The following is a 20,199-nucleotide window of genomic DNA, read 5'->3' as shown; positions in this document are numbered from 1 at the left end:
GTCAGTCGGTGCCGGCTTCCATGCCGGAGACGAACTGGGCGTCGTCGATCGCCTCGGGCGCGCCCTCGGCGCCGGCGGTGATCGCGGCGGCCTCACCCGTGCGGAGTTCGCCGACCAGCTCCGAGATCGCGCCCCCGACCAGGCCCAGCTGCGAGTACTGCTCAAGCCTGGTGCGGGTGTCAGCGATGTCGAGGTTGCGCATGGTCAGCTGGCCGATGCGGTCGACGGGGCCGAACGCGGCGTCCTCGACGCGCTCCATCGACAGCTTCTCGGGGTGGTACGACAGTGCGGGGCCGGTCGTGTCGACGATCGTGTAGTCCCAGCCTCGGCGCAGGCGCAGGGTGACCTCGCCGCTGATGGCCGAGGCGACCCACTGCTGCAGCGAGGTGCGCAGCATGAGCGACTGCGGGTCCAGCCAGCGACCCTCGTAGAGCAGACGGCCGAGCTTGCGGCCCTCGTTGTGGTAGCTCGCGACCGTGTCCTCGTTGTGGATGGCGTTGACGAGTCGCTCATACGCGATGTGCAGCAGCGCCATGCCGGGCGCCTCGTAGATGCCGCGGCTCTTGGCCTCGATGATGCGGTTCTCGATCTGGTCGGACATGCCCAGGCCGTGGCGTCCGCCGATCTTGTTGGCCTCGTCGACCAGGGCGACCGCATCCGGGAAGGTGCGACCGTTGATGCGGACTGGCATGCCCTGCTGGAACGCGACGGACACCTCCTCGGTGGCGATCTGGACGTCCTCGCGGTAGTGGGCCACGCCCATGATCGGCTCCACGATGTCCATGCCGGTGCCGAGGTACTCCAGCTTCTTGGCCTCGTGGGTGGCGCCCCAGATGTTCGCGTCGGTGGAGTACGCCTTCTCCTGGGAGTCGCGGTAGGGCAGCTTGCGCTCGGACAACCAGGCGCTCATCTCGTCACGCCCGCCCAGCTCGTTGACGAAGTCCTCGTCCAGCCACGGCTTGTAGATGCGCAGCTGCGGGTTGGCCAGGAGTCCGTAACGGTAGAACCGCTCGATGTCGTTGCCCTTGTAGGTGGACCCGTCGCCCCACACGTGGACGTCGTCCTCGCGCATCGCACGGACCAGCATGGTGCCGGTCACGGCGCGGCCCAAGGGCGTGGTGTTGAAGTACGGGACGCCGGCGTTGCGGATGTGGAAGGCACCGCACATCAGCGCGACCAGGCCCTCGTTGACCAGTTCCGCCTTGCAGTCCACCAGGCGTGCGCCCTCGGCACCGTACTGGGCGGCGCGCCCCGGCACCGACGCGATGTCCGGCTCGTCGTACTGCCCGATGTCGGCGGTGTAGGTGTACGGGATCGCGCCCTTCTCGCGCATCCACGCGACGGCGACCGACGTGTCGAGACCACCGGAGAAGGCCAGACCGACCTTCTCCCCCACCGGGAGCTTCATGAGGACCTTGGACATGGGGTCGATCCTATCGGGCGCGGGACCCTCCCCGGCTCTGGCCGGCGGGGCCGGACGCCGGCGTCACGCATGGCGGGCGCGCGGGTCGACCGGCGGGCTACGGTTCCCCCATGAAGTCCACTCGGGTCAGCACGGGCATCGGAGGCCTGGACGCCGCCATCGACAGCCTTCGCATCGGTGACAACGTGGTGTGGCACTGCGACGACATGGACGACTTCGGGCGCGTGCTGGGGCCGTACGTGGAGGGCGCCCGCCGCGAGGGACGAGACCTGGTGTACGTCCGTTTCGCCGACCACCCTCCGCTGCTGAGCGGCCCGGACGTGCAGGTGCACCGACTTGACCCCACCGAGGGGTTCGAGCCCTTCGCGGTCGCCGTCCATGACCTGATCTGGCGCGCCGGGCCGCTCGCCTTCTACGTGTTCGACTCGCTGGCCTCGCTGCTGGACGCCTGGCATTCGGACCTGCTCCTGACCAGCTTCTTCAAGGTCACCTGCCCGGTGCTGTACGACATGGACACCGTCGCGTACTTCCCGCTGTTGCGCGACGAGGTCAGCGCCGCCACCGTCGCCGGCATCCGGGAGACCACGCAGGTGCTGTTCGACCTCCAGGTGGTGGGCACCGACACGTACGTCCACCCGCTCAAGGTCGAGGGACGCAGCTCGGCGACCATGTTCTTCCCGCACCGCATCGCGGGTGAGGTCGCGATCCCGGTGACGTCGTCGGCGAACTCGGCGCGCCTCGCATCCACCCGCGGACGGATGCGGCGGCGTCCGGACCACTGGACTCGCTTGGTCGACGACGCCTTCGAAGCGCTGGACGGGGGCTTCGCCGAGCAACGGGACGCCCACGCCGTGCTCGCCGACGCGCTGCTGGGCCGCGACGACGGCCGGATGGCCGGTCTGGCACGTCGTCACCTCACCCTCGACGACCTGCTCGTCATGGCGACCCGCCTGGTCGGGACGGGGCACATCGGAGGCAAGGCGGTCGGCATGCTGACCGCACGCGCGATCCTGTTGGACGACATCGACGGACGGTTCGCGGAGCACCTCGAACCGCACGACTCCTTCTACATCGGCGCCGACGTCTTCTACCACTACCTGGTCAGCAACGGCTGGTGGGAGCACCGCCTCGAGCAGAGCCACCCCGAGATGTTCCTCTCGGCCGGCGCCGCCCTGCACGACCTGATGCCGACGGGACGGTTCCCGGTGTCCATCCGCGAGCAGTTGCTCGACATGCTCGAGCACTTCGGGCAGGCACCGATCATCGTCCGCTCCTCCTCGCTGCTCGAGGACAACTTCGGCAACGCCTTCGCCGGCAAGTACGACAGTTTCTTCCTCACCAACCAGGGCTCGCCGGAGGAGAGGCTCCACGCCCTCCTGGACGCCGTGCGTGCCGTCTATGCCTCGGCGATGAGCGAGGAGGCCCTCCGCTACCGGGTGACCCGCAACCTCGCCGAGGCCGACGAACAGATGGCGATCCTGGTCCAGCGGGTGTCGGGCGACCACCATGGTCACTGGTTCTTCCCGCACGCGGCGGGTGTGGCGAACTCGTCGAACCTCTACACGTGGGACGCCGACGTCGACGCGGACGCCGGCATGCTGCGCCTGGTTCTGGGGCTGGGCACCCGCGCCGTCGACCGGACCACCAGCGACCACGCCCGCATCGTCGCGCTCGCCGACCCGCTGAACGCCCACCTGTCCGACCCCGAGGACCTCTCGGCGTTCAGCCAGCGCCGCGTGGACGTCCTCGACCTCACCGAGGCGGCCAAGCGGGCCGTCCCGCTCGCGGACCTGGTCGAGATGGACATCGGAGCCGACTGGTCGCTGTTCACCAGCCCCGACACGGCCGTCCTGCGCGCCATGGCGGAACGGGGGCGCGAGCTCATGTCGAAGCCGGTCGTCGCCGACTTCCACGGGCTGCTCGGCGAGACGTCGTTCCCCGCCCTGATGCGCGAGGCCCTGGCGACGCTGTCGCTGGCCTACGACTACCCGGTCGACGTGGAGTTCACCGTCAACGTGATGAAGGGCGACCCGAAGGTCGGCATCGTCCAGTGCCGCCCTCTCCAGACGCGCGGTCCGGGCCAACCGGTCGCGCTCCCCGAGGTGGTGGACGAGGCCGGGGTGCTGTTCTCCTCCTCGGGAGAGTTCATGGGCGGGAACGTCTGCCTTCTCCTGGAGTGGGTGGTCATGGTGCGCGCCCGGCCGTACCTCCAACTCGGATCACCGAAGCGGCACGCGGTGGCCCGACTCGTCGGCCAGGTGAACCGGGCCCTCAGGGACTCCTCCTTCATGCTCCTGGGGCCGGGTCGCTGGGGGACGACGACCGAGGCGCTCGGCGTGCCGGTGAGGTTCGCCGAGATCAACCACGCGAACGTCCTGGTCGAGGCCACGGACGCCACCGGGAACTTCCGCCCGGACCTCTCCTACGGGTCGCACTTCTTCCAGGACCTCGTGGAGACCGGCATCTTCTACGCCGCCGTCTTCGACGAGCGCCCGGGCGTCATCTTCCACCCCGACATCGTCCCCGCTCGCCCGAACGCCCTGTTCGACCTCGTCCCCGAGGCCGACGCCGACCTGGCGGACGTCGTGCACGTCGCCCACTTCGACGACCTGTGCCTGTGGTCGGACATCCTCACCCAGCGCGTCCTGTGCGTCACCACGGGTGCGGTCGGTAGTCCTTGAGGAACACGCCGTACAGGTCCTCGCCCGCCTCGCCGCGCACGATCGGGTCGTAGACCCGGGCGGCGCCGTCCACGAGGTCGAGCGGTGCGTGCCAGCCGTCGGCGGCGATGTCGAGCTTGGTCTGGTGGGGGCGCTCGTCGGTGATCCACCCCGTGTCGACGGCCGTCATGAGGATGCGGTCCGTCTCGAACATCTCGGACGCCGACGTCCGGGTCAGCATGTTGAGGGCCGCCTTCGCCATGTTGGTGTGCGGGTGGCCGGGCCCCTTGTAGCGGCGGGAGAACTGGCCCTCCATCGCCGAGACGTTGACGACGTAGGCGCGTCGGGCGCCGCGCTCGACGGCCGCGCGCAGGGACGGTCGCAGCCGGCTGACGAGGAGGAACGGCGCGACCTGGTTGCAGAGTTGGACCTCGAGCATCTCCAAGGCGTCCACTTCGTCGACGCGTGCCGTCCACGAGTTCGTCGGGGCCAGGTCCGGCAGGAGGCCGCCGGCGTCGATGGCGGTCCCCGCGCGGTAGGCGGCCAGGGACGCCGAGCCGGCGCTGAGCGCCACCGTGGCGACGTCGACGGCACGGTCGAGCGCGTGGGGGTGCTCGCCGTCGCGGAGGGTGCCGGCCAGCGCGGCGGGGTGCGCCTCGCTGATGCGGTCGAAGGTGATCATGCGGGGGACCGGCCCCCCGTCGAGGGGCACCTGCTCCCCCGCGACCAGGTGGCTGTAGGCGCCGGGCGAGCGCCGCACGGTCTGGCAGGCATTGTTGACCAGGATGTCCAACGGCCCGCCGGCGGCGACCTCGTCGGCCAGCGCCAGGACCTGGGTGGGGTCGCGCAGGTCGATGCCGACGATCGTCAGCCGGTCCAGCCAGTCGGGGGCATCGGCCAGCGCGGCGAAGCGGCGGGCGGCGTCGTGGGGGAACCGGGTGGTGATGGTCAGGTCGGCGCCGTCGCGCAGCAGGCGCAGCGCGATGTGCAGCCCGATCTTGGCGCGTCCGCCGGTCAGGAGCGCACGGCGTCCGGTCAGGTCGGTGCCCTGGTCGCGCTTGGCGTGGGACGCCGCGGCGCAGTCCGGGCACAGCCAGTGGTGGAACGCGTCGACCTGGGTGTAGGTGGCGTGGCAGATGTAGCAGCCGCGCGGGGTGTGCAGGTGCCCGGCGATCGCACCGCGTGCGCGAGAGGCGAGGGGGATGCCGCGCGTCTCGTCGTCGATCCTCAGCGGGTTGCCGGTGGCCGTCGACTCGAGGACGGCCCGGTCGTGGGCCTGGAGCGGAGCCTTGGCCGCTGCCTTGGCGTCCGCTCGGCGCTGCTTGCGGATGAGCTTGTGCAGCCGGCCGGACGCCCGCTGCACCGACACGAGGTCGGGGTGGTCCTCGGGCAGGTGGTGGAGCATGCCGAGCACCCGCAGGGTGGTTGCGAGGTCGTCTGGATCGATGTGCTCGTCGGGCTCCGTCACGGCGTCCGATCGTACCCGCCGGCGCCGACCTCATCGCGCTGGGCCCACGATGCCCGCCCCGGTCGTGTGCGAACCGGGGCGGGCATGGCAGGGCTCAGACGACGCCGAGGGCCATCATCGCGTCGGCGACGCGCGTGAAGCCCGCGATGTTCGCACCGAGGACGTAGTCGCCGGGCTTGCCGTACTCCTCGGCGGTGTCGGCGCAGCGCTCGTGGATGCCGACCATGATCTCCTGCAGGCGGGCCTCGGTGTGCTCGAAGCTCCAGGAGTCGCGCGAGGCGTTCTGCTGCATCTCGAGGGCGGAGGTGGCGACGCCGCCGGCGTTGGCCGCCTTGCCCGGGGCGAACCGGACGCCCGCCTCCCTGAAGGCGCGGATCGCGTCCGGGGTGGTGGGCATGTTGGCGCCCTCGGCGACCAGCTTGCAGCCGTTCTTGATGAGCGCGCGGGCACCGCCGATCGACAGCTCGTTCTGGGTGGCGCAGGGCAGCGCGATGTCACAGGGGACGTCCCAGATCTGGCCGTTGTCGACGAAGCGGGCCGTGGGGTTCGCGTCGACGTACTCGCTGATGCGGCCGCGACGCACCTCCTTGAGATCCTGCATCTGGGCCAGGTCGATGCCGTTCTCGTCGACGATGTAGCCGCTGGAGTCGGACATGGCCACGACGGTGGCGCCGAGCTGCTGCGCCTTCTCCAGGGCGTAGATGGCGACGTTGCCCGAACCGGACACGACGACCTTCTTGCCCTCGAAGGTCTCCCCGGTCAGCTTCAGCATCTCGTCGGCGAAGAAGACCGTGCCGTAGCCCGTCGCCTCGGTGCGCGCGCGGGAGCCGCCCCAGGTGAGGCCCTTGCCGGTGAGGACGCCGGACTCGTACCGTCCGGTCATGCGCTTGTACTGGCCGAACATGTAGCCGATCTCGCGTCCGCCGACGCCGATGTCACCGGCGGGGACGTCGATGTCGTGGCCGATGTGGCCGCTCAGCTCGGTCATGAAGGCCTGGCAGAAGCGCATGATCTCGTTGTCGGACTTGCCCTTCGGGTCGAAGTCCGAGCCGCCCTTGGCGCCGCCGATGGGCATGCCGGTCAGGGCGTTCTTGAAGATCTGCTCGAAGCCGAGGAACTTGATGATGCCGAGGTAGACGCTCGGGTGGAAGCGCAGGCCACCCTTGTACGGGCCGAGCGCGGAGTTGAACTGGACGCGGAAGCCGCGGTTCGTCCTCACGCGACCCTTGTCGTCCTGCCAGTTCACCTTGAAGATGATCTGACGGTTGGGCTCGCACACGCGGGGGATGATGCCGTACTCGACGTACTCGGGCCGCTTCTTGACGACCGGGTCGAGCGACTCCAGCACTTCCCGAACTGCCTGGTGGAACTCCGCCTCGCCGGGGTTGCGGCGGACGACGATGTCGAATTCCTCCTGCAGGGTGGGGCTGAGCTCCATGGTGGTTCTCCTTCGATGTCGTGCAGGCGCCCGGGCGACGGCCCGAGCTACTGAAGTCTAGGGACGCCCCGCCGCTGACGACGGGACGTCCCAAGGATGGAACACGGCCGGAACTCAGTCCTCGCGGTCCGAACGGTTGATCGCGCTCACGACGGCGTGCATGGACGCGGTCACGATCGAGCTGTGCCGGCCCACGCCCCACAGGACGCGGGTGTCGTCACCGCTCCCGACCTCGACCTCCACGTAGGCCGCGGCCAGCGCGTCCCCGCCCTCGCTGAGGGCGTGCTCGGAGTAGTCCAGCACGCGGACTCCGAAGCCGGCCAGGACGAGGGCGTCCACGAACGCCGACAGCGGGCCGTTGCCCTCGCCGGTCACGGTCTTCTCGCGGCCTTCGCGGCGCAGGACGGCCTCGACGGCGTACGTGCCGTTGTCGGCGGACGACTTGTAGGAGACCATCTCGATCGGGGTCAGGTCGCCGAAGTACTCCTCCTCGAAGATCGCCCAGATCTGGTCGGGGGTGACCTCGGTGCCGGAGGCGTCCGTGTGGCGCTGGACCACCCGGCTGAACTCGATCTGCAGGCGGCGCGGCAGGTCCATCTTGTGTTCGTTCTTCATGATGTAGGCCATGCCGCCCTTGCCGGACTGGCTGTTGACCCGGATGACGGCCTCGTAGGTGCGGCCGACGTCGTGCGGGTCGATCGGCAGGTAGGGGGCCTCCCAGTCGACCTCGTGGATGCCCTTGCCCTGGGCCTGGGCCTTCATCTCCAGGGCCTCCAGACCCTTCTTGATGGCGTCCTGGTGCGAGCCCGAGAAGGCCGTGTAGACGAGGTCGCCCGCGTACGGGTGGCGGGGGTGGACGGGCAGGCCGGTGCAGTACTCGACCGTGCGGCGGATCTCGTCCATGTCGGAGAAGTCGACCTTGGGGTCGATGCCCTGGCTGAAGAGGTTCATGCCCAAGGTGACCAGGTCGACGTTGCCGGTGCGCTCGCCGTGGCCGAACAGGCACCCCTCGACGCGGTCCGCGCCGGCCATCATGCCCAGTTCGGACGCCGCGACGGCGGTGCCGCGGTCGTTGTGGGGGTGCAGGGAGATCGCGACGTACTCGCGGTTGTTGATGTGCCGGCCGAAGTACTCGATCTGGTCGGCGTACGTGTTCGGCGTGCTCATCTCGACCGTGGCCGGCAGGTTGAAGATGATCTCCCGGTCGGGGCCGGGCTGCCAGACGTCGGCGACGGCGTTGCAGACCTCGACGGCGAAGTCCGTCGGGGTCTGGGTGAAGATCTCGGGCGAGTACTGGTAGCCGAACTCGACATCACCCAGGAACTGCTCGGCGTACTTCATGACCATCTCGGTGCCGCGCGTCGCCATGGCGATGGTCTGCTTCTCGTCGATGCCGAACACGACGCGACGGAACAGCTCGGCCGTGGCGTTGTACATGTGGATGTTGGCCCGCTTCACGCCGACCAGCGACTCGGCGGTGCGCGAGATGAGGTCCTCGCGCGCCTGGGTCAGCACGGAGATCTGGACGTCGTCGGGGATCCGGTCCTCGGTGACCAGACGGCGGACGAAGTCGAAGTCGGTCTGGGAGGCGGACGGGAAGCCCACCTCGATCTCCTTGTAGCCCATGCCGACCAGCAGCTCGAACATCTTGAGCTTGCGGGAGACGGTCATCGGGTCGATCAGGGCCTGGTTGCCGTCGCGCAGGTCGGTGGAGAGCCAGCGCGGGGCCTGGGTGATCTTCTTGCTCGGCCAGGTGCGGTCGGGTACGTCGACCGGCTGGAAGGCGGTGTAGCGGTGGAACGGCATGGGGCTGGGCTGCTGGACCGGCGCTCCGGACTGGACGCGGGTACCGAAGGGGTTGGTGGTCATCGTTCTTCCTCAGGTCAAGGGCAAGGATGGGGATGCCAGGCGCATGGGAACTCTCCGCAACGAGGAAGCCCGACCGGCTCGACCTGCCCGACGTGGGGTGAGGAGCCCTAGGCCTCGCTGCGGCGACCAAGAAGCAGGATCGCCCAAGCCATGTGAGCAACCCTACACCCCGACCAAACCTCGCCCGTGGCGTCCGACACGCGGACGCCGCGGCTCACGCCCACAGGGGCGAGGCGTCGTCGTCGCTGGCCGGGGCGTCCAGGTCCGGCTCACTGAACGGACGCCCCCACGTGTCGGTGAGCGCATCCCGGGCCTGGTCGCGGGAGAGTCCGGTCATCTGCAGCAGGTCGACGATGACGGCGCGCACGAGCGACATCAGGGCGACCGGACGCCAGTCGGCCCCCTCGACCTCCGAGGGCGCCGCGCGTCCCGCGATGTCGATCAGCAGGGCACGGGCCCGCTCAGGCCGCTGCCAGTGGCCCACCGCACCCGCGAGCGCGTGGACCGCGGTGGAGATGTCGAGCAGCATCGACCCGATCTCGGGCATGGAGCCCACTTCCTCCGCCATGGCCTGCCCTTGTCGGGCCAGCATGTAGGACGCCCGCTGCGACCGCTGCATCAGTCGGAACAGCCGGCCCAGTTCGGCCACGTCGAGCCGGTGCCGCCAGAGGCTGGGGTTCAGGGCCACGACGCCACGGGCGGTGGCCAGGGTCTCCTCCCAGGAGAGCACCACCTCGGCGAGCACGTGGCGCTGGGCGTGGGCGTCCCTGAGCAGGTCCGCGTCACCCGACCGCAACCCCCGGCCGACGAGGTTCAGGAGGGTGGCGTACTCGCTCAGCGCCGATCGTGCGTAGCGGCGCGGGCGTGAACTGGGATGGCGGGGCAGCACGACGGCGACGACGAACGCGATGCCTGCCCCGACCAGGGCGTCGATCCAGCGGCCCGTGACGCCGCCCAGGGTCGCCTCCCACCAGGACATCGAGATGATGACGACCGCGTTCACCCCCGCCTGGATGGTGGTGAGGTCCCCACGGTCGAGGAAGCGCCCGGCCAGGGCCGCGACGAAGAGCGTCACCCCGATCTGCCACCAGCCGACCTGAAGGACAGTGGCCATCGCCTCACCGATGAGGACGCCGACGGTGGCGCCGACACCCAACTCGGCCACCTTGCGCGGCACGCGGTCGGCCTTGAAGCCCAGGCACACCCACGCCGCGATGGGGGCGAACAGGGGGTTGGTCCGCCCGAAGAGGTACTCGGCGACGAAGTAGGCGACGGCGGCACCGAGGGCCGCCTGGAGGATCGGGACGAGCGAGCCGCGGACCCGGCGTCCGCCCAGGCGCACCTGGGCCGCGACGGCGACGCCGGCCCGACGCAGGCCGAACCGCTTCTCGCCCGGGGCCACCGGCCTCCCACTCGTCACCATGGCATGACGGCGGCGGACGTCAGAAGCCGAGCCGGTTGAGGTGCTTGGGGTCCCGCTGCCAGTCCGACAGGACCTTGACGTGCAGCGACAGGTGGACCGGCATGCCGAGCAACTCGCGTGCCTGCAGGCGGGCGTCCTGCCCGACCTGCTTGAGTCGCTCGCCGCGGTGGCCGATGAGGATGCCCTTCTGCGACTCCCGCTCGACGACGATGCTGGCGAAGATGTCCATGAGGGGCTTGTCCTCGGGACGGTCCTCACGGAGCTTCATCTCGTCGATGACGACGGCGATGGAGTGCGGCAGCTCGTCGCTGACACCCTCCAGTGCCGCCTCGCGGATGAATTCCGCGATGCGGGTCTCGTCCGGCTCGTCGGTGACCTCGCCCTCGGGGAACAGCGGCGGACCGGGCGGCAGGTGGGACATCAGCTCGTCCACGACGATCTGGACCTGGTCGCCGGTGAGGGCGCTGACCGGGACGATGCTCTCCCAGCGGATGCCGAGCTCCTCCTCCAAGGAGGCGATCTTCATCAGGTGCTGGGCGATGCGCTCCCGGCTGACCAGGTCGGTCTTGGTGGCGAGCGCCACCAACTTCGGACGCCGGGGCAGCGCGGCGATCTCCTTGAGGAGGTACTCGTCGCCGGGACCGATGCGTTGGCTGCAGGGCAGGCACACGCCGATCACGTCGACCGTGGACCACGTTTCGTACACGAGATCGTTGAGTCGCTCCCCGAGCAGGGTGCGGGGGCGGTGCAGGCCGGGGGTGTCGACGAGGACGAGCTGGGCGTCGTCCGTGGTGAGGACGCCCCGGATGATGCGGCGGGTCGTCTGCGGCTTGGACGATGTGATCGCGATCTTCTCCCCCACGATCGCGTTCGTCAGGGTCGACTTGCCGGCGTTGGGACGCCCGACGAAGCAGGCGAAGCCCGACCGGTGGCCCTTCTTGAACGGGATCGGGCCGGGAGCGGGCGCACCGGCCTGCCGGAGCAGCGCGAGCTCGGCGGCATCCAGGCCCTCGATGTCGAGGCTCTCGCTGTCGAAACCCTCATCGGGTCGTTCGTCCGTCATGCGTCCTCCTTCGGGGGCGTGGCCGGGGAGCGCACGTCGAGGCGGCGGCGTCCGGATTCCTTGCTTGAAGCGGCCGCCAGCTCGACCATCCTGTCGACGGCGACCTCCGAGTCGGCGGACTCGTCGATGAGCCCGGCCACCACCGTCTGGATGGCGTGGCGGCGTCCGGAGGCGCGCTCGGCGACGAGTTCGATGCCCTCCCAGACGACGACCGACCCCGGGATCGGGATTCTGTTGAGCTCCTTGGCCATGAGGCCCAGCACGGTGTCGACGTCGTCGTCGTCGACCCGCATCCCGAAGAGCTCGCCGAGTTCGTCCACCGGGAGGCGGCTCGAGACGCGGAAGCGACCGTCGGCCAACCGGACGTACGGGGGGATCTCCTCGTCGTACTCGTCCACGATCTCACCGACGATCTCCTCCAGGATGTCCTCGATGGTCGCGAGGCCGGCGGTGCCACCGAATTCGTCGACCACGATCACGACATGGCTCCGGGTGAGTTGCATGTCCTTGAGGAGCGCGTCGATCGGCTTGGAGTCGGGACAGAACGTCGGCGGCCGCATCAGCGTCTCCACCGTCTCGGAGCTCTGGGAGTTGGGGTTGTCGTAGCTGCGGCGGATGAGGTCCTTGAGGTAGAGGATGCCGAGCACGTCGTCCACGTCGTCACCGACGACCGGGATGCGCGAGAAACCCGAGCGCAGGGCCAGCGACAGGCCCTGCCGCAAGGTCTTGCCGGCCTCGATCCAGACCATCTCGGTGCGCGGGACCATGACCTCCTTGACGATGGTGTCGCCGAGTTCGAACACCTGGTGGATCATGCGGCGCTCGCCGGCCTCGATCAGGTCGGACGCCTCGGCCATGTCGACCAGCTCGCGGAGTTCCGCCTCCGAGGTGAAGGGGCCGTCGGTGAAGCCCTTGCCGGGCGTGACGAGGTTGCCGATGATGATCAGCAGTTGCGGGATGGGACCGATCACCGTGGTGAGGATCGAGATGAGTCCGACGGAACGCAGGGCGATGGGGTCCGCGTGCTGGCGCCCCAGCGTGCGGGCGGCGACGCCGAGCAGTACGAAGGAGACGATCGTCATGGGCAGGACCGTCCACAGGAGGCGCTGCCACAGGGCGTCGAACCGTCCGAACACCACCACGCCGACGAGCACGATCCCGGAGATCTCGAACACCATGCGCAGGAACAGGGCGGTGTTGAGGTAGGGCGCCGGATCCTGCATCACCTGCAGCAGCCGGTGCGCGTTGCGTGCACCGTCCTTGACGTGCCCCTCCGCGCGTGACTTGCTGTACGACTGCAGTGCACTCTCGATCGTGGTTACGAACCCCGCGATGAGGACGCAGGCGAGGGCGATCCCGAGCAGGATCCACTCAGTTTCTGTCAAGGCTTGTGTTCACGACTCCTCGTAGGCGACGGCGTCAGTCTAGCGGGGCCCGCCTTCCCCCCGCCGAGGGCCCGCCTTCCCCCCGCCGAGGGCTCGGGTTCCCCCCGCCGAGGGCTCGGGTTCCGCCCGCCGACGGCTCGGGTTCCGCCCGCCGACGGCTCGGGTTCCGCCCGCCGAGGGCTCGGGTTCCGCCCGCCGCGCACCTGGTCGTGGCCCTCATTCGTGACGCCACCGTCGCTACGAATCACCCGCTTGTTCGAATAATGTCGGACCCGCCCCGTAGCGTTTGGTGCATGGCAGAACTGGTGCTCAGCAGCGCGGCGGATGCGGCGGCGGCGCTCGACCATGCCAACAACCACGTGCGCGCCGGCGAGGTCGCGATCGCGCTGGCCATCGCGGCCCTGTGCGACCTGCATGGTGTCGACGAGGCGAAGCTCATCCAGGGCGCCCAGCGCTGGGTCCCTGGCGGCGGTGACGGTACGCCGATGATCGGCGAGTTCATCGCCGGCGAGATCGGCGGCCTCCTCGGGGTGGGCCCCGGTGCCGCCTTCGACCGCATCGCCCTGGTGCTCAACCTGCGCCACCGCCATCCCACCCTGTGGCACCACTTCGTCGAGGGCTCCATCCGGTGGTGGGACGCCGCGCGTGGCCCGCGCGGCGCACCAGGCGGGTCTGGACGCCGCGGCCTGCGAGCGCCTCGACCGCCTGTGCGCGACGGCGCTGGCCCTCCAGCCGTGGGCGCGCATCCGTGGCCAGCTCGACCGGTGGATCATCCTCGCCGACCCCGCCCGGGCCGCCGAACGCGATGATGCCGCCGCCCAGCGCAGGCACGTCACCGTCGGCAGCATCGAGGACGGTCACGTCGGGCTGTGGGGCCAACTCGACGTCGCCGATGGCATGGCGCTGGATGCTGCCCTGGACGGGATCGCGGATTCGCTCGAGATCGACCCGACAAGAACCATCGCCGCGCCTCCGCCCTCGGCGTGCTGGCCAGATCCGCGCTCGGCCAGCAGCCCCTCCCCTCCGACTTGGACGCCCCTCCCCCGACCGCTCCCGGCACGACCGGCACCGGCGTTGGCGGGCAGGTCGAACTCGTCATCCGCGCGACCAGCACCGACATCACGACCCCGACGGTGTGGTCGACATCGATCGCTGGGGCAGCATCCTCACGGAACGGCTCCACCACCTTCTCGTCGGCAGCCGCATCAGCATCCGGCCCGTCATCATCGCCGGCGACCCGAGCGCCGGGGGCGACGTGCCCGCCACCGACAGCCACCACGTCCCTGAACGCATGCTCGTGGCCCTTCAAGCCCGCAACCCCGTCGACGTGTTCCCCCACGGCACGCGGCCCGCACCCCGCTGCGACACCGACCACACGGGGCGCTTCGACCACGACGACCGCATCGGTCAGGGGCAGACCAAACTGGGCAACCTCGGGCCCCTGTCGCGCTTCACCCACCGACTGAAGACCCACGGCGGCTGGACGCTTGAGCAGCCCACCTCGGGTTCCTTTCGTTGGCGGTCACCGCTGGGCTACGAGTACGCCGTCACCGCGGCCGGGACGATCCTCATCGGCCGACCACCACCCCGAGAACACGCGTGGTGGCACCGGGAACCCCCCGACCACGACCCGTTGGATGACGTGGTCCCGCCCGACCCGGGCAGCCGGGCCGGGGCGCCCCCTCGATCCCGGCGCACGTCAAACGCCACTCCCCTTCACCGACCCCGAAGCGCACGCGGCCTGACAGTGACAATGAGGGGTGGGGGCACGCAGGCTCTGGGGCTGCGGCCACCGACGCGAACCCGCTCCCCGAACAAGGGGGCGGGCAAGCGGCATGCCGGCACCCGCTCAGGCGAGCACCCGTCCCCGCTCAGGCGCGGGAGGCGTCCCAAGCGGCGATGATGCGGTCGTTGAGGCTGAACATCACCTGGTGGTCCTCGGGTTCGGCATGGTCGAAGCCGAGCAGGTGCAGCAGCCCGTGGACGAGGAGGTAGTCGGCCTCCGACTCCGGCGTCCGGCCGTTCTCGGCGGCCTGGGCGGCGGTGACGGTCGGGCAGAGCACGATGTCCCCGAGCAGCCCCAGCGGCGGCTCTTCGTCGTCGGCCGGCGGGCGCAACTCGTCCATCGGGAAGCTGAGGACGTCCGTGGGGCCCGGCAGGTCCATGAAGCGCAAGTGGTAGTCGGCCATGGTCTTCTCGTCGACCAGCAGGATCGACAACTCGGCCTGCGGATGGATGCGGAGCTCCTCCATGGCGAACAGGGCGAGCTGGACGAGGCGCTTCTCGTCGACCTCGACGCCGGACTCGTTGTTGAGGTCGATCATGGGCGATCCTTCCGGGGACGGTGCAGCGGCTGGGGCTGCGTGGCGTCGTAGCGGTCGTACGCCGCGACGATCCGGCCCACGAGGCGGTGCCGGACGACGTCGTGGTTGGTGAGCTGGCAGAACGCGATGTCCTCCACGCCGTCCAGGATCGACGGAACCTCGCGCAGACCCGACTTCATGCCGCCGGGGAGGTCGACCTGGGTGACGTCGCCCGTGACGACGATCTTGGAGTTGAAGCCCAGGCGGGTCAGGAACATCTTCATCTGCTCCATGGAGGTGTTCTGCGCCTCGTCCAGGATGATGAACGCGTCGTTGAGCGTTCGCCCTCGCATGTACGCCAGCGGGGCCACCTCGATGGTGCCCGCCGTGAGCAGCTTCGGAACCGACTCCGGGTCGACCATGTCGTGCAGCGCGTCGTAGAGGGGACGCAGGTAGGGGTCGATCTTGTCGTTCAGGGTGCCCGGGAGGAAGCCCAGTCGCTCCCCCGCCTCGATCGCGGGCCGGGTCAGGATGATCCGGTTGACCTCCTTGGCCTGCAGGGCCTGGACCGCCTTCGCCATCGCAAGGTAAGTCTTGCCCGTGCCGGCGGGCCCGATGCCGAACACGACGGTGTGTGCGTCGATCGCGTCCACGTAGCGCTTCTGGTTGAGCGTCTTCGGACGAATGGTCCGGCCCCGCGTGGACAGGATGTTCTGGGTGAGCACCTCGGCGGGGTGCAGTTCACCGGCCTCGCCGGTCATGCCCACGATCCGCTCGACGGCGTCGTCGGTGAGGCCCTGCCCCGTACGGACGATCGTCACCATCTCGGTCAGCACCTCGGCCCCGTGGGTGACCGCCTGCGGCGTCCCCGTCAGCGTGACCTCATTGCCGCGGACGTGCACGTCGGCGTCCAGCGTGCGCTCCAGGATGCGGAGGAAGCCGTCACGGGGCCCCACGATGTTGACCATGGGGATGGACGTCGGGATCGTCACCCGCCGGATCGCCGTGGGACTCGTGTGCATGTGCTCGGTCGACAGGGTCGTGCCTCCAGTGTGGGGACGGCCGCGTCACGACCGCCGAATGTTCCCGCCAGTGTACGCGGTGGCACCCATCGGGGTCACTCGACCTCGTCGTCGTCCTCGGGCTCGATGATGTGCATCGCCGCCTCCTCGGCGGACGCCGCTCCGCCGTCGATGCCCACCGATGAGGCCACCAGCTCATGGGTGCTGTCGGCACCGGGGACGCCACCGTTGGCATCGACCAGGCGTCCGGCGCGCGCCGAGCCGACCTCGCGGGACTCACCGTCGGGGTTCCACGGGGAGTCGTCCGGGGCCGCGGCCTCGGGCTCCTCCTGCGCCACGCGCATCTCGAGTGTTTCCCCTTGGCGCATCTCCTCAGCCGTGTTGCCGAAGCCCTGTGCGGGCGACCAGTGGTCGGGGGCGATGTACCCCTCGTCCAACACGTCAGCGACGCCGCGGTCGATGAGCGTGTCCGACTCCTGGAGCTGCTCCAGGTTGTCCTCACCCTCGGAGGACTGGTCCGTGATCTCGATCTCGCTCATGCACTGATCCTGCCACTTGCGGTTCGCCGGCGCGAGGGAACGCCACGCGAGGGCCGATAACATCACTGCTCGTGACCCGATCAGATCTCCGGCGTGACGCGATCCCGGCCCATGCGACCGGGGGTCGCGGCAACTACGACGTCGTCGTCGCCGTGTTCGTCGCCCTGCTGATCATCTCCAACATCGGGGCGACCAAGCTCATCGAGTTCGGCCCCTCGCTGGAGGTGGGCGGGTTCCCCGTCCTGCCGGTCATCACCGACGGCGGCGCGTTCCTGTTCCCCCTGACGTACGTGTTGGGAGACGTCCTCGCCGAGGTCTACGGCCTCCGACGCGCGCGACGGGCCATCGCCGTGGGGTTCCTCATGTCGGCGGTCATGAGCCTGACGTTCCTGGTCGTGGGGGCCGCACCGCCGGCGTCCGACTGGCCGAACCAGGAGGCCTGGGTGACGGTCCTCGGCTTCGTGCCCCGGATCGTCGTGGCCAGCCTGCTGGGGTACCTCGCCGGACAGCTGCTGAACGCGTGGGTGTTGGTGCGCCTCAAGCGCCGCTTCGGCGAGCGGAGCCTCTGGGTGCGCCTGGTCACCTCGACGGTCGTCGGCGAGCTCGTGGACACCCTGATCTTCTGCACGGTCGCCTTCGGCCCGCTGGGCGAGTTCATGGGGGGCGGCTCGATCCCGCTCCCGCAACTGGTCAACTACATCGTGGTCGGATTCGTGTACAAGGTCCTCGTCGAGGTGCTCCTGCTACCGGTCACCTACCGGGTGATCGCGACGGTGAAGCGCCGGGAGCCCGACTACTCCTGATCCCGCCCCGGCCCGTCGTGCACGTCGTGCCCCTGGTGCACGTCGAGGACGATCGCGGTGACGTTGTCCCGCCCGCCGGCCTCGATCGCGGCGGCCACCAGGGCCGCGGCCGCGGCGTCCGAGTCGGGCTCCGCCGCCAGGATCGCCGCGATCTCCGCGTCCGTGACCTCACCGCTGAGGCCGTCCGAGCAGACCAGGAAGCGCTCGCCCGCGACCTGCGGGAGCAACCACAGGTCAACCAGGAGGGTCTCGGGCTGGCCCAAGCTGCGGGTGACGATGTTCCGGGAGCGATGGGTGCGGGCCTGCTCGGCGGTGATGACGCCCTCGAGCAGGAGTGCCTCGGCCTCGCTGTGGTCGACCGTCGCGCGCGCGAGCACGCCGTCCGCCCACCGGTAGACCCGACTGTCGCCCACGTTGAAGACGGCCCAGTGGCCGGCGCCGGCCACCATGACTTGCGCCAGGCCCGTCACGGTGCTGCCCATGCCGCGCGCCTCGGGATGCTCGTCACCATGGTCGCGGATGCGCTCGTTGACGGCCTGCAGCGTCGCGACGACGTCGGCGGGACGGAGGTCGGACCGGGAGTCCAAGGGCCTGAGTGCCTCGACCACGAGGGCGCTGGCGACGTCACCGGCCGCGTGCCCGCCCATGCCGTCGGCCACCGCCCACAGGCGTTGCCCCACCAGGATGCTGTCCTCGTTGTGGCGGCGCACGCGCCCCACGTCGCTGCGATGGCCGCTCGTGACGGTCAGCATGGGCTCGCGTCCTCCCCGCGCCACGGATGTGGCTACGGCGGCCATCGTAGTGCCGAAGCGGGTCAGCGCCGGGCGTAGAAGCGACCGAGGAACGCGGTCCTGAAGTCGTCGAACCGTCCCCGTTCGATCGAGGACCGGATGTCGTCGACCAGCCTCACCGTGAACCGCTCGTTGTGGATCGTGGCCAACGTCGCGGCCAACATCTCCTTGGCCTTGAACAGGTGGTGCAGGTAGGCGCGGGAGTAGTGGGTGCACGTGTAACAGTCGCAGCCGTCCTCGATCGGCCCGAGGTGACGACGGTTGGCGGCGGTCAGCAGGTTGTAGCGGCCGTCCGCCGTGTAGACCGCCGAATTGCGCGCCACTCGCGAGGGGTTGACGCAGTCGAAGGTGTCGGCACCGTTCTCCACGGCTGCGAAGAAGTCGTCCGGCTCCGAGATCCCGAGCAGGTGACGCGGCTTGTCGAACGGTAGTTCGTCGGCGACCCAGCCGACGATGGTGCCCAGGTTCTCCTTTTCCAGGGCCCCGCCGATGCCGAAGCCGTCGAAGCGTTGGCCGTCGACCTCGAGGTCGGCCAGGCCGCGGGCGGCGTGCCCCCGCAGGTCCTCGTACTGGGCGCCCTGCACGACCCCGAACAGGGCTTGGTAGGGCTTGCCGACCCGGGACTCGGTCAGCTCCCGGTGGGCGGCGAGGCAGCGGGCCGCCCAGCGGTGGGTCCGCGCGACGGAGTCCTCCTGGTAGGCGCGCGTGTTCTTGAGCGTGGTCAGCTCGTCGAACGCGAACATGATGTCCGCCCCGAGCTCGTGCTGGACGCGCATGCTGATCTCCGGCGTGAAGCGGTGCAGGTCCCCGTTGAGGTGGCTCTTGAACGTGACCCCGTCCTCGTCGACGTGGGCGAGGCGCTCCTTGCCCTCGGCGATCACGTCGTCGTCGGCGACCCCCGTGGCGTCCATCGCGAGCACCTTGCGGAACCCGACCCCCAGCGACATCACTTGGAAGCCACCCGAATCGGTGAAGGTGGGGCCGCGCCAGTTCATGAACCGACCGAGCCCCCCGGCCTCGTCGATCAGGTCGGATCCGGGCTGCAGGTAGAGGTGGTAGGCGTTGGCGAGCACGGCCTGGGCGCCCAGGTCGGCCACGTGCTCGGGCGTCACCGCCTTGACGGTGGCCTTCGTGCCCACGGCGATGAAGGCGGGCGTGGCGATGTCGCCGTGCGGCGTGCTGATGACGCCCGTGCGGCCGCGACCGTTGGGCAGGGTCGCGCCGCTGGAGAAGCCGAAGCTCACTTGGCCTTGCTGACGCGCTGCTGGAAGGCCTGCAGCTGCGCGAGCGCGACGACGCCGGCGGTCGACGTGCGCAGGACGCCGTCGCTGACCAGCAGCGGATGCGCCCCCGCCGCGACGAAGTCCGCCACCTCCTCGTCGGTGAGGCCCCCCTCCGGGCCGATGATGATGAGGACGTCGCCCTCGGTCGGCAGGTCGAAGTGGCGCAGGGTGAGCTCCGCGGACTCGTGCAGCACGAAGGCGGCCGACATCTCGGGGATCAGCTCCAGCAGCTCGGACGTGCGCATCGCGGAGGTGACGATCGGGACGCGCAGGCGACGGCTCTGCTTGGTCGACTCGCGGGCCGTCGTCCGCCAGCGGCCCAGCTGGCGTTCCTGTCGGTCGTGCGTCCACCGGACGACCGAGCGGCTGGACTGCCAGGGGATGATCCGGTCGACACCGATCTCGGTCAGCATCTCGACGGCCAGTTCGGAGCGGTCGCCCTTCGCCAGCGCCTGGACGGCGTGGTACCGGATCGACGGAATGCCCGCGGTGCGGACCTCCGCCACCTCCAGGGCCACCGAGGCCTTGTCGACGGCCACCACCGGTCCGCGCACGCCGGTGCCGGCGCCGTCCGACACCGTGATGACCTCCCCCACGCGGATGCGGCGGACGGTGGCCGCGTGGCGGCCCTCGTCCCCGCTGATGGTCACAGTGTCCCCGACCTGGGGTGAGTGCAGGTCGGACAGGAACATGGCTTCGGTCATGACTCCTCGGCTCGGTCGTCGCTTC

The 20,199-nt window shown here is 69.8% G+C and carries 16 protein-coding genes and 1 pseudogene; 4 read left to right on the top strand and 13 right to left on the bottom strand.

Annotation, left to right across the window (positions count from 1 at the left end):
- Position 1: 1 nt before the first annotated feature.
- Positions 2 to 1,423 carry an argininosuccinate synthase gene (gene argG, locus AC5YDV_RS10490; RefSeq protein ID WP_496183057.1) on the bottom strand — a complete coding sequence of 474 codons (1,422 nt, stop codon included), beginning with the start codon at positions 1,421 to 1,423 and terminating at the stop codon, positions 2 to 4.
- Positions 1,424 to 1,533: 110 nt separating this feature from the next.
- Here argG and AC5YDV_RS10485 point away from each other — a divergent pair, with 110 nt between their 5' ends.
- Complete coding sequence (locus tag AC5YDV_RS10485; protein ID WP_496183058.1) at positions 1,534 to 4,104, top strand: PEP/pyruvate-binding domain-containing protein; 2,571 nt, start codon at positions 1,534 to 1,536, stop codon at positions 4,102 to 4,104.
- On the opposite strand, the gene AC5YDV_RS10480 is transcribed toward AC5YDV_RS10485, so the two are convergent.
- From AC5YDV_RS10480 to AC5YDV_RS10455, 6 genes and pseudogenes are all read right to left on the bottom strand, one after another.
- The gene (locus tag AC5YDV_RS10480) at positions 4,076 to 5,551 is read right to left on the bottom strand and encodes an SDR family NAD(P)-dependent oxidoreductase (protein ID WP_496183059.1); all 1,476 of its coding nucleotides are present in this window, start codon (positions 5,549 to 5,551) and stop codon (positions 4,076 to 4,078) included. The two genes, AC5YDV_RS10485 and AC5YDV_RS10480, sit on opposite strands and share 29 nt — an antisense overlap.
- 94 nt (positions 5,552 to 5,645) lie before the next feature.
- Complete coding sequence (gene gdhA, locus AC5YDV_RS10475; RefSeq protein WP_496183060.1) at positions 5,646 to 6,989, bottom strand: NADP-specific glutamate dehydrogenase; 1,344 nt, start codon at positions 6,987 to 6,989, stop codon at positions 5,646 to 5,648.
- Between the two features lie 114 nt (positions 6,990 to 7,103).
- Complete coding sequence (gene leuA / locus AC5YDV_RS10470; RefSeq protein ID WP_496183061.1) at positions 7,104 to 8,858, bottom strand: 2-isopropylmalate synthase; 1,755 nt, start codon at positions 8,856 to 8,858, stop codon at positions 7,104 to 7,106.
- Positions 8,859 to 9,072: 214 nt separating this feature from the next.
- Positions 9,073 to 10,260, bottom strand: a complete 1,188-nt coding sequence (locus AC5YDV_RS10465) for an FUSC family protein (protein WP_496183062.1) — start codon at positions 10,258 to 10,260, stop codon at positions 9,073 to 9,075.
- 40 nt (positions 10,261 to 10,300) lie between these two features.
- Positions 10,301 to 11,344, bottom strand: a complete 1,044-nt coding sequence (gene era / locus AC5YDV_RS10460) for a GTPase Era (RefSeq protein ID WP_496183063.1) — start codon at positions 11,342 to 11,344, stop codon at positions 10,301 to 10,303.
- A 104-nt stretch (positions 11,345 to 11,448) separates the two neighbouring features.
- Positions 11,449 to 12,729 (bottom strand): annotated as a pseudogene (locus tag AC5YDV_RS10455) (hemolysin family protein); the annotation flags it as partial.
- A 293-nt stretch (positions 12,730 to 13,022) separates the two neighbouring features.
- Between AC5YDV_RS10455 and AC5YDV_RS10450 the strand changes: the two are divergent.
- Both AC5YDV_RS10450 and AC5YDV_RS10445 read left to right on the top strand, forming a co-directional pair.
- Complete coding sequence (locus AC5YDV_RS10450) at positions 13,023 to 13,538, top strand: hypothetical protein (protein ID WP_496183064.1); 516 nt, start codon at positions 13,023 to 13,025, stop codon at positions 13,536 to 13,538.
- Positions 13,539 to 13,864: 326 nt separating this feature from the next.
- On the top strand, positions 13,865 to 14,632 hold the full coding sequence (locus AC5YDV_RS10445) for a hypothetical protein (RefSeq protein ID WP_496183065.1): 768 nt from the start codon (positions 13,865 to 13,867) through the stop codon (positions 14,630 to 14,632).
- Here the strand turns inward: AC5YDV_RS10445 and ybeY are convergent.
- The 3 genes from ybeY to AC5YDV_RS10430 all read right to left on the bottom strand — a co-directional run bounded on the left by ybeY (position 14,601) and on the right by AC5YDV_RS10430 (position 16,593).
- Positions 14,601 to 15,053 carry an rRNA maturation RNase YbeY gene (ybeY, locus tag AC5YDV_RS10440; protein ID WP_496183066.1) on the bottom strand — a complete coding sequence of 151 codons (453 nt, stop codon included), beginning with the start codon at positions 15,051 to 15,053 and terminating at the stop codon, positions 14,601 to 14,603. The genes AC5YDV_RS10445 and ybeY overlap by 32 nt on opposite strands.
- Entirely contained in the window at positions 15,050 to 16,054 is a 1,005-nt protein-coding gene (locus AC5YDV_RS10435; RefSeq protein ID WP_496183067.1) for a PhoH family protein, read from the bottom strand. The genes ybeY and AC5YDV_RS10435 overlap by 4 nt, the downstream gene beginning before the upstream one ends.
- Before the next feature lie 95 nt (positions 16,055 to 16,149).
- Positions 16,150 to 16,593 (bottom strand): DUF5709 domain-containing protein, encoded by a 444-nt coding sequence (locus AC5YDV_RS10430; RefSeq protein WP_496183068.1) that lies wholly within the window; start codon positions 16,591 to 16,593, stop codon positions 16,150 to 16,152.
- 71 nt (positions 16,594 to 16,664) lie between these two features.
- On the opposite strand from AC5YDV_RS10430, the gene AC5YDV_RS10425 reads away from it, so the two are divergent.
- Complete coding sequence (locus AC5YDV_RS10425) at positions 16,665 to 17,396, top strand: queuosine precursor transporter (RefSeq protein WP_496183069.1); 732 nt, start codon at positions 16,665 to 16,667, stop codon at positions 17,394 to 17,396.
- Here AC5YDV_RS10425 and AC5YDV_RS10420 read toward each other — a convergent pair.
- From AC5YDV_RS10420 to AC5YDV_RS10410, 3 genes are all read right to left on the bottom strand, one after another.
- Entirely contained in the window at positions 17,387 to 18,148 is a 762-nt protein-coding gene (locus AC5YDV_RS10420) for a PP2C family protein-serine/threonine phosphatase (protein ID WP_496183070.1), read from the bottom strand. The genes AC5YDV_RS10425 and AC5YDV_RS10420 overlap by 10 nt on opposite strands.
- Positions 18,149 to 18,210: 62 nt before the next feature.
- Positions 18,211 to 19,431 (bottom strand): tRNA guanosine(34) transglycosylase Tgt, encoded by a 1,221-nt coding sequence (gene tgt, locus AC5YDV_RS10415; RefSeq protein WP_496183071.1) that lies wholly within the window; start codon positions 19,429 to 19,431, stop codon positions 18,211 to 18,213.
- On the bottom strand, positions 19,428 to 20,174 hold the full coding sequence (locus tag AC5YDV_RS10410; RefSeq protein ID WP_496183072.1) for a 16S rRNA (uracil(1498)-N(3))-methyltransferase: 747 nt from the start codon (positions 20,172 to 20,174) through the stop codon (positions 19,428 to 19,430). Before AC5YDV_RS10410 ends, tgt begins: the two co-directional genes overlap by 4 nt.
- Positions 20,175 to 20,199 lie beyond the last annotated feature (25 nt).

The organism is Propioniciclava sp. LT432, assembly GCF_059515965.1.
This window is presented reverse-complemented; position numbering and strand designations above follow the sequence as displayed.

Excerpts from the sequence above, each read along its gene's own strand:
- AC5YDV_RS10420 (WP_496183070.1), bottom strand. The coding sequence starts at position 18,148 with ATGCTGACCGTCACGAGCGGCCATCGCAGCGACGTGGGGCGCGTGCGC.
- argG (WP_496183057.1), bottom strand. The coding sequence starts at position 1,423 with ATGTCCAAGGTCCTCATGAAGCTCCCGGTGGGGGAGAAGGTCGGTCTG.
- AC5YDV_RS10450 (WP_496183064.1), top strand. The coding sequence starts at position 13,023 with ATGGCAGAACTGGTGCTCAGCAGCGCGGCGGATGCGGCGGCGGCGCTC.
- AC5YDV_RS10410 (WP_496183072.1), bottom strand. The coding sequence starts at position 20,174 with ATGACCGAAGCCATGTTCCTGTCCGACCTGCACTCACCCCAGGTCGGG.
- AC5YDV_RS10435 (WP_496183067.1), bottom strand. The coding sequence starts at position 16,054 with ATGCACACGAGTCCCACGGCGATCCGGCGGGTGACGATCCCGACGTCC.
- era (WP_496183063.1), bottom strand. The coding sequence starts at position 11,344 with ATGACGGACGAACGACCCGATGAGGGTTTCGACAGCGAGAGCCTCGAC.
- ybeY (WP_496183066.1), bottom strand. The coding sequence starts at position 15,053 with ATGATCGACCTCAACAACGAGTCCGGCGTCGAGGTCGACGAGAAGCGC.
- AC5YDV_RS10430 (WP_496183068.1), bottom strand. The coding sequence starts at position 16,593 with ATGAGCGAGATCGAGATCACGGACCAGTCCTCCGAGGGTGAGGACAAC.
- leuA (WP_496183061.1), bottom strand. The coding sequence starts at position 8,858 with ATGACCACCAACCCCTTCGGTACCCGCGTCCAGTCCGGAGCGCCGGTC.
- AC5YDV_RS10485 (WP_496183058.1), top strand. The coding sequence starts at position 1,534 with ATGAAGTCCACTCGGGTCAGCACGGGCATCGGAGGCCTGGACGCCGCC.
- gdhA (WP_496183060.1), bottom strand. The coding sequence starts at position 6,989 with ATGGAGCTCAGCCCCACCCTGCAGGAGGAATTCGACATCGTCGTCCGC.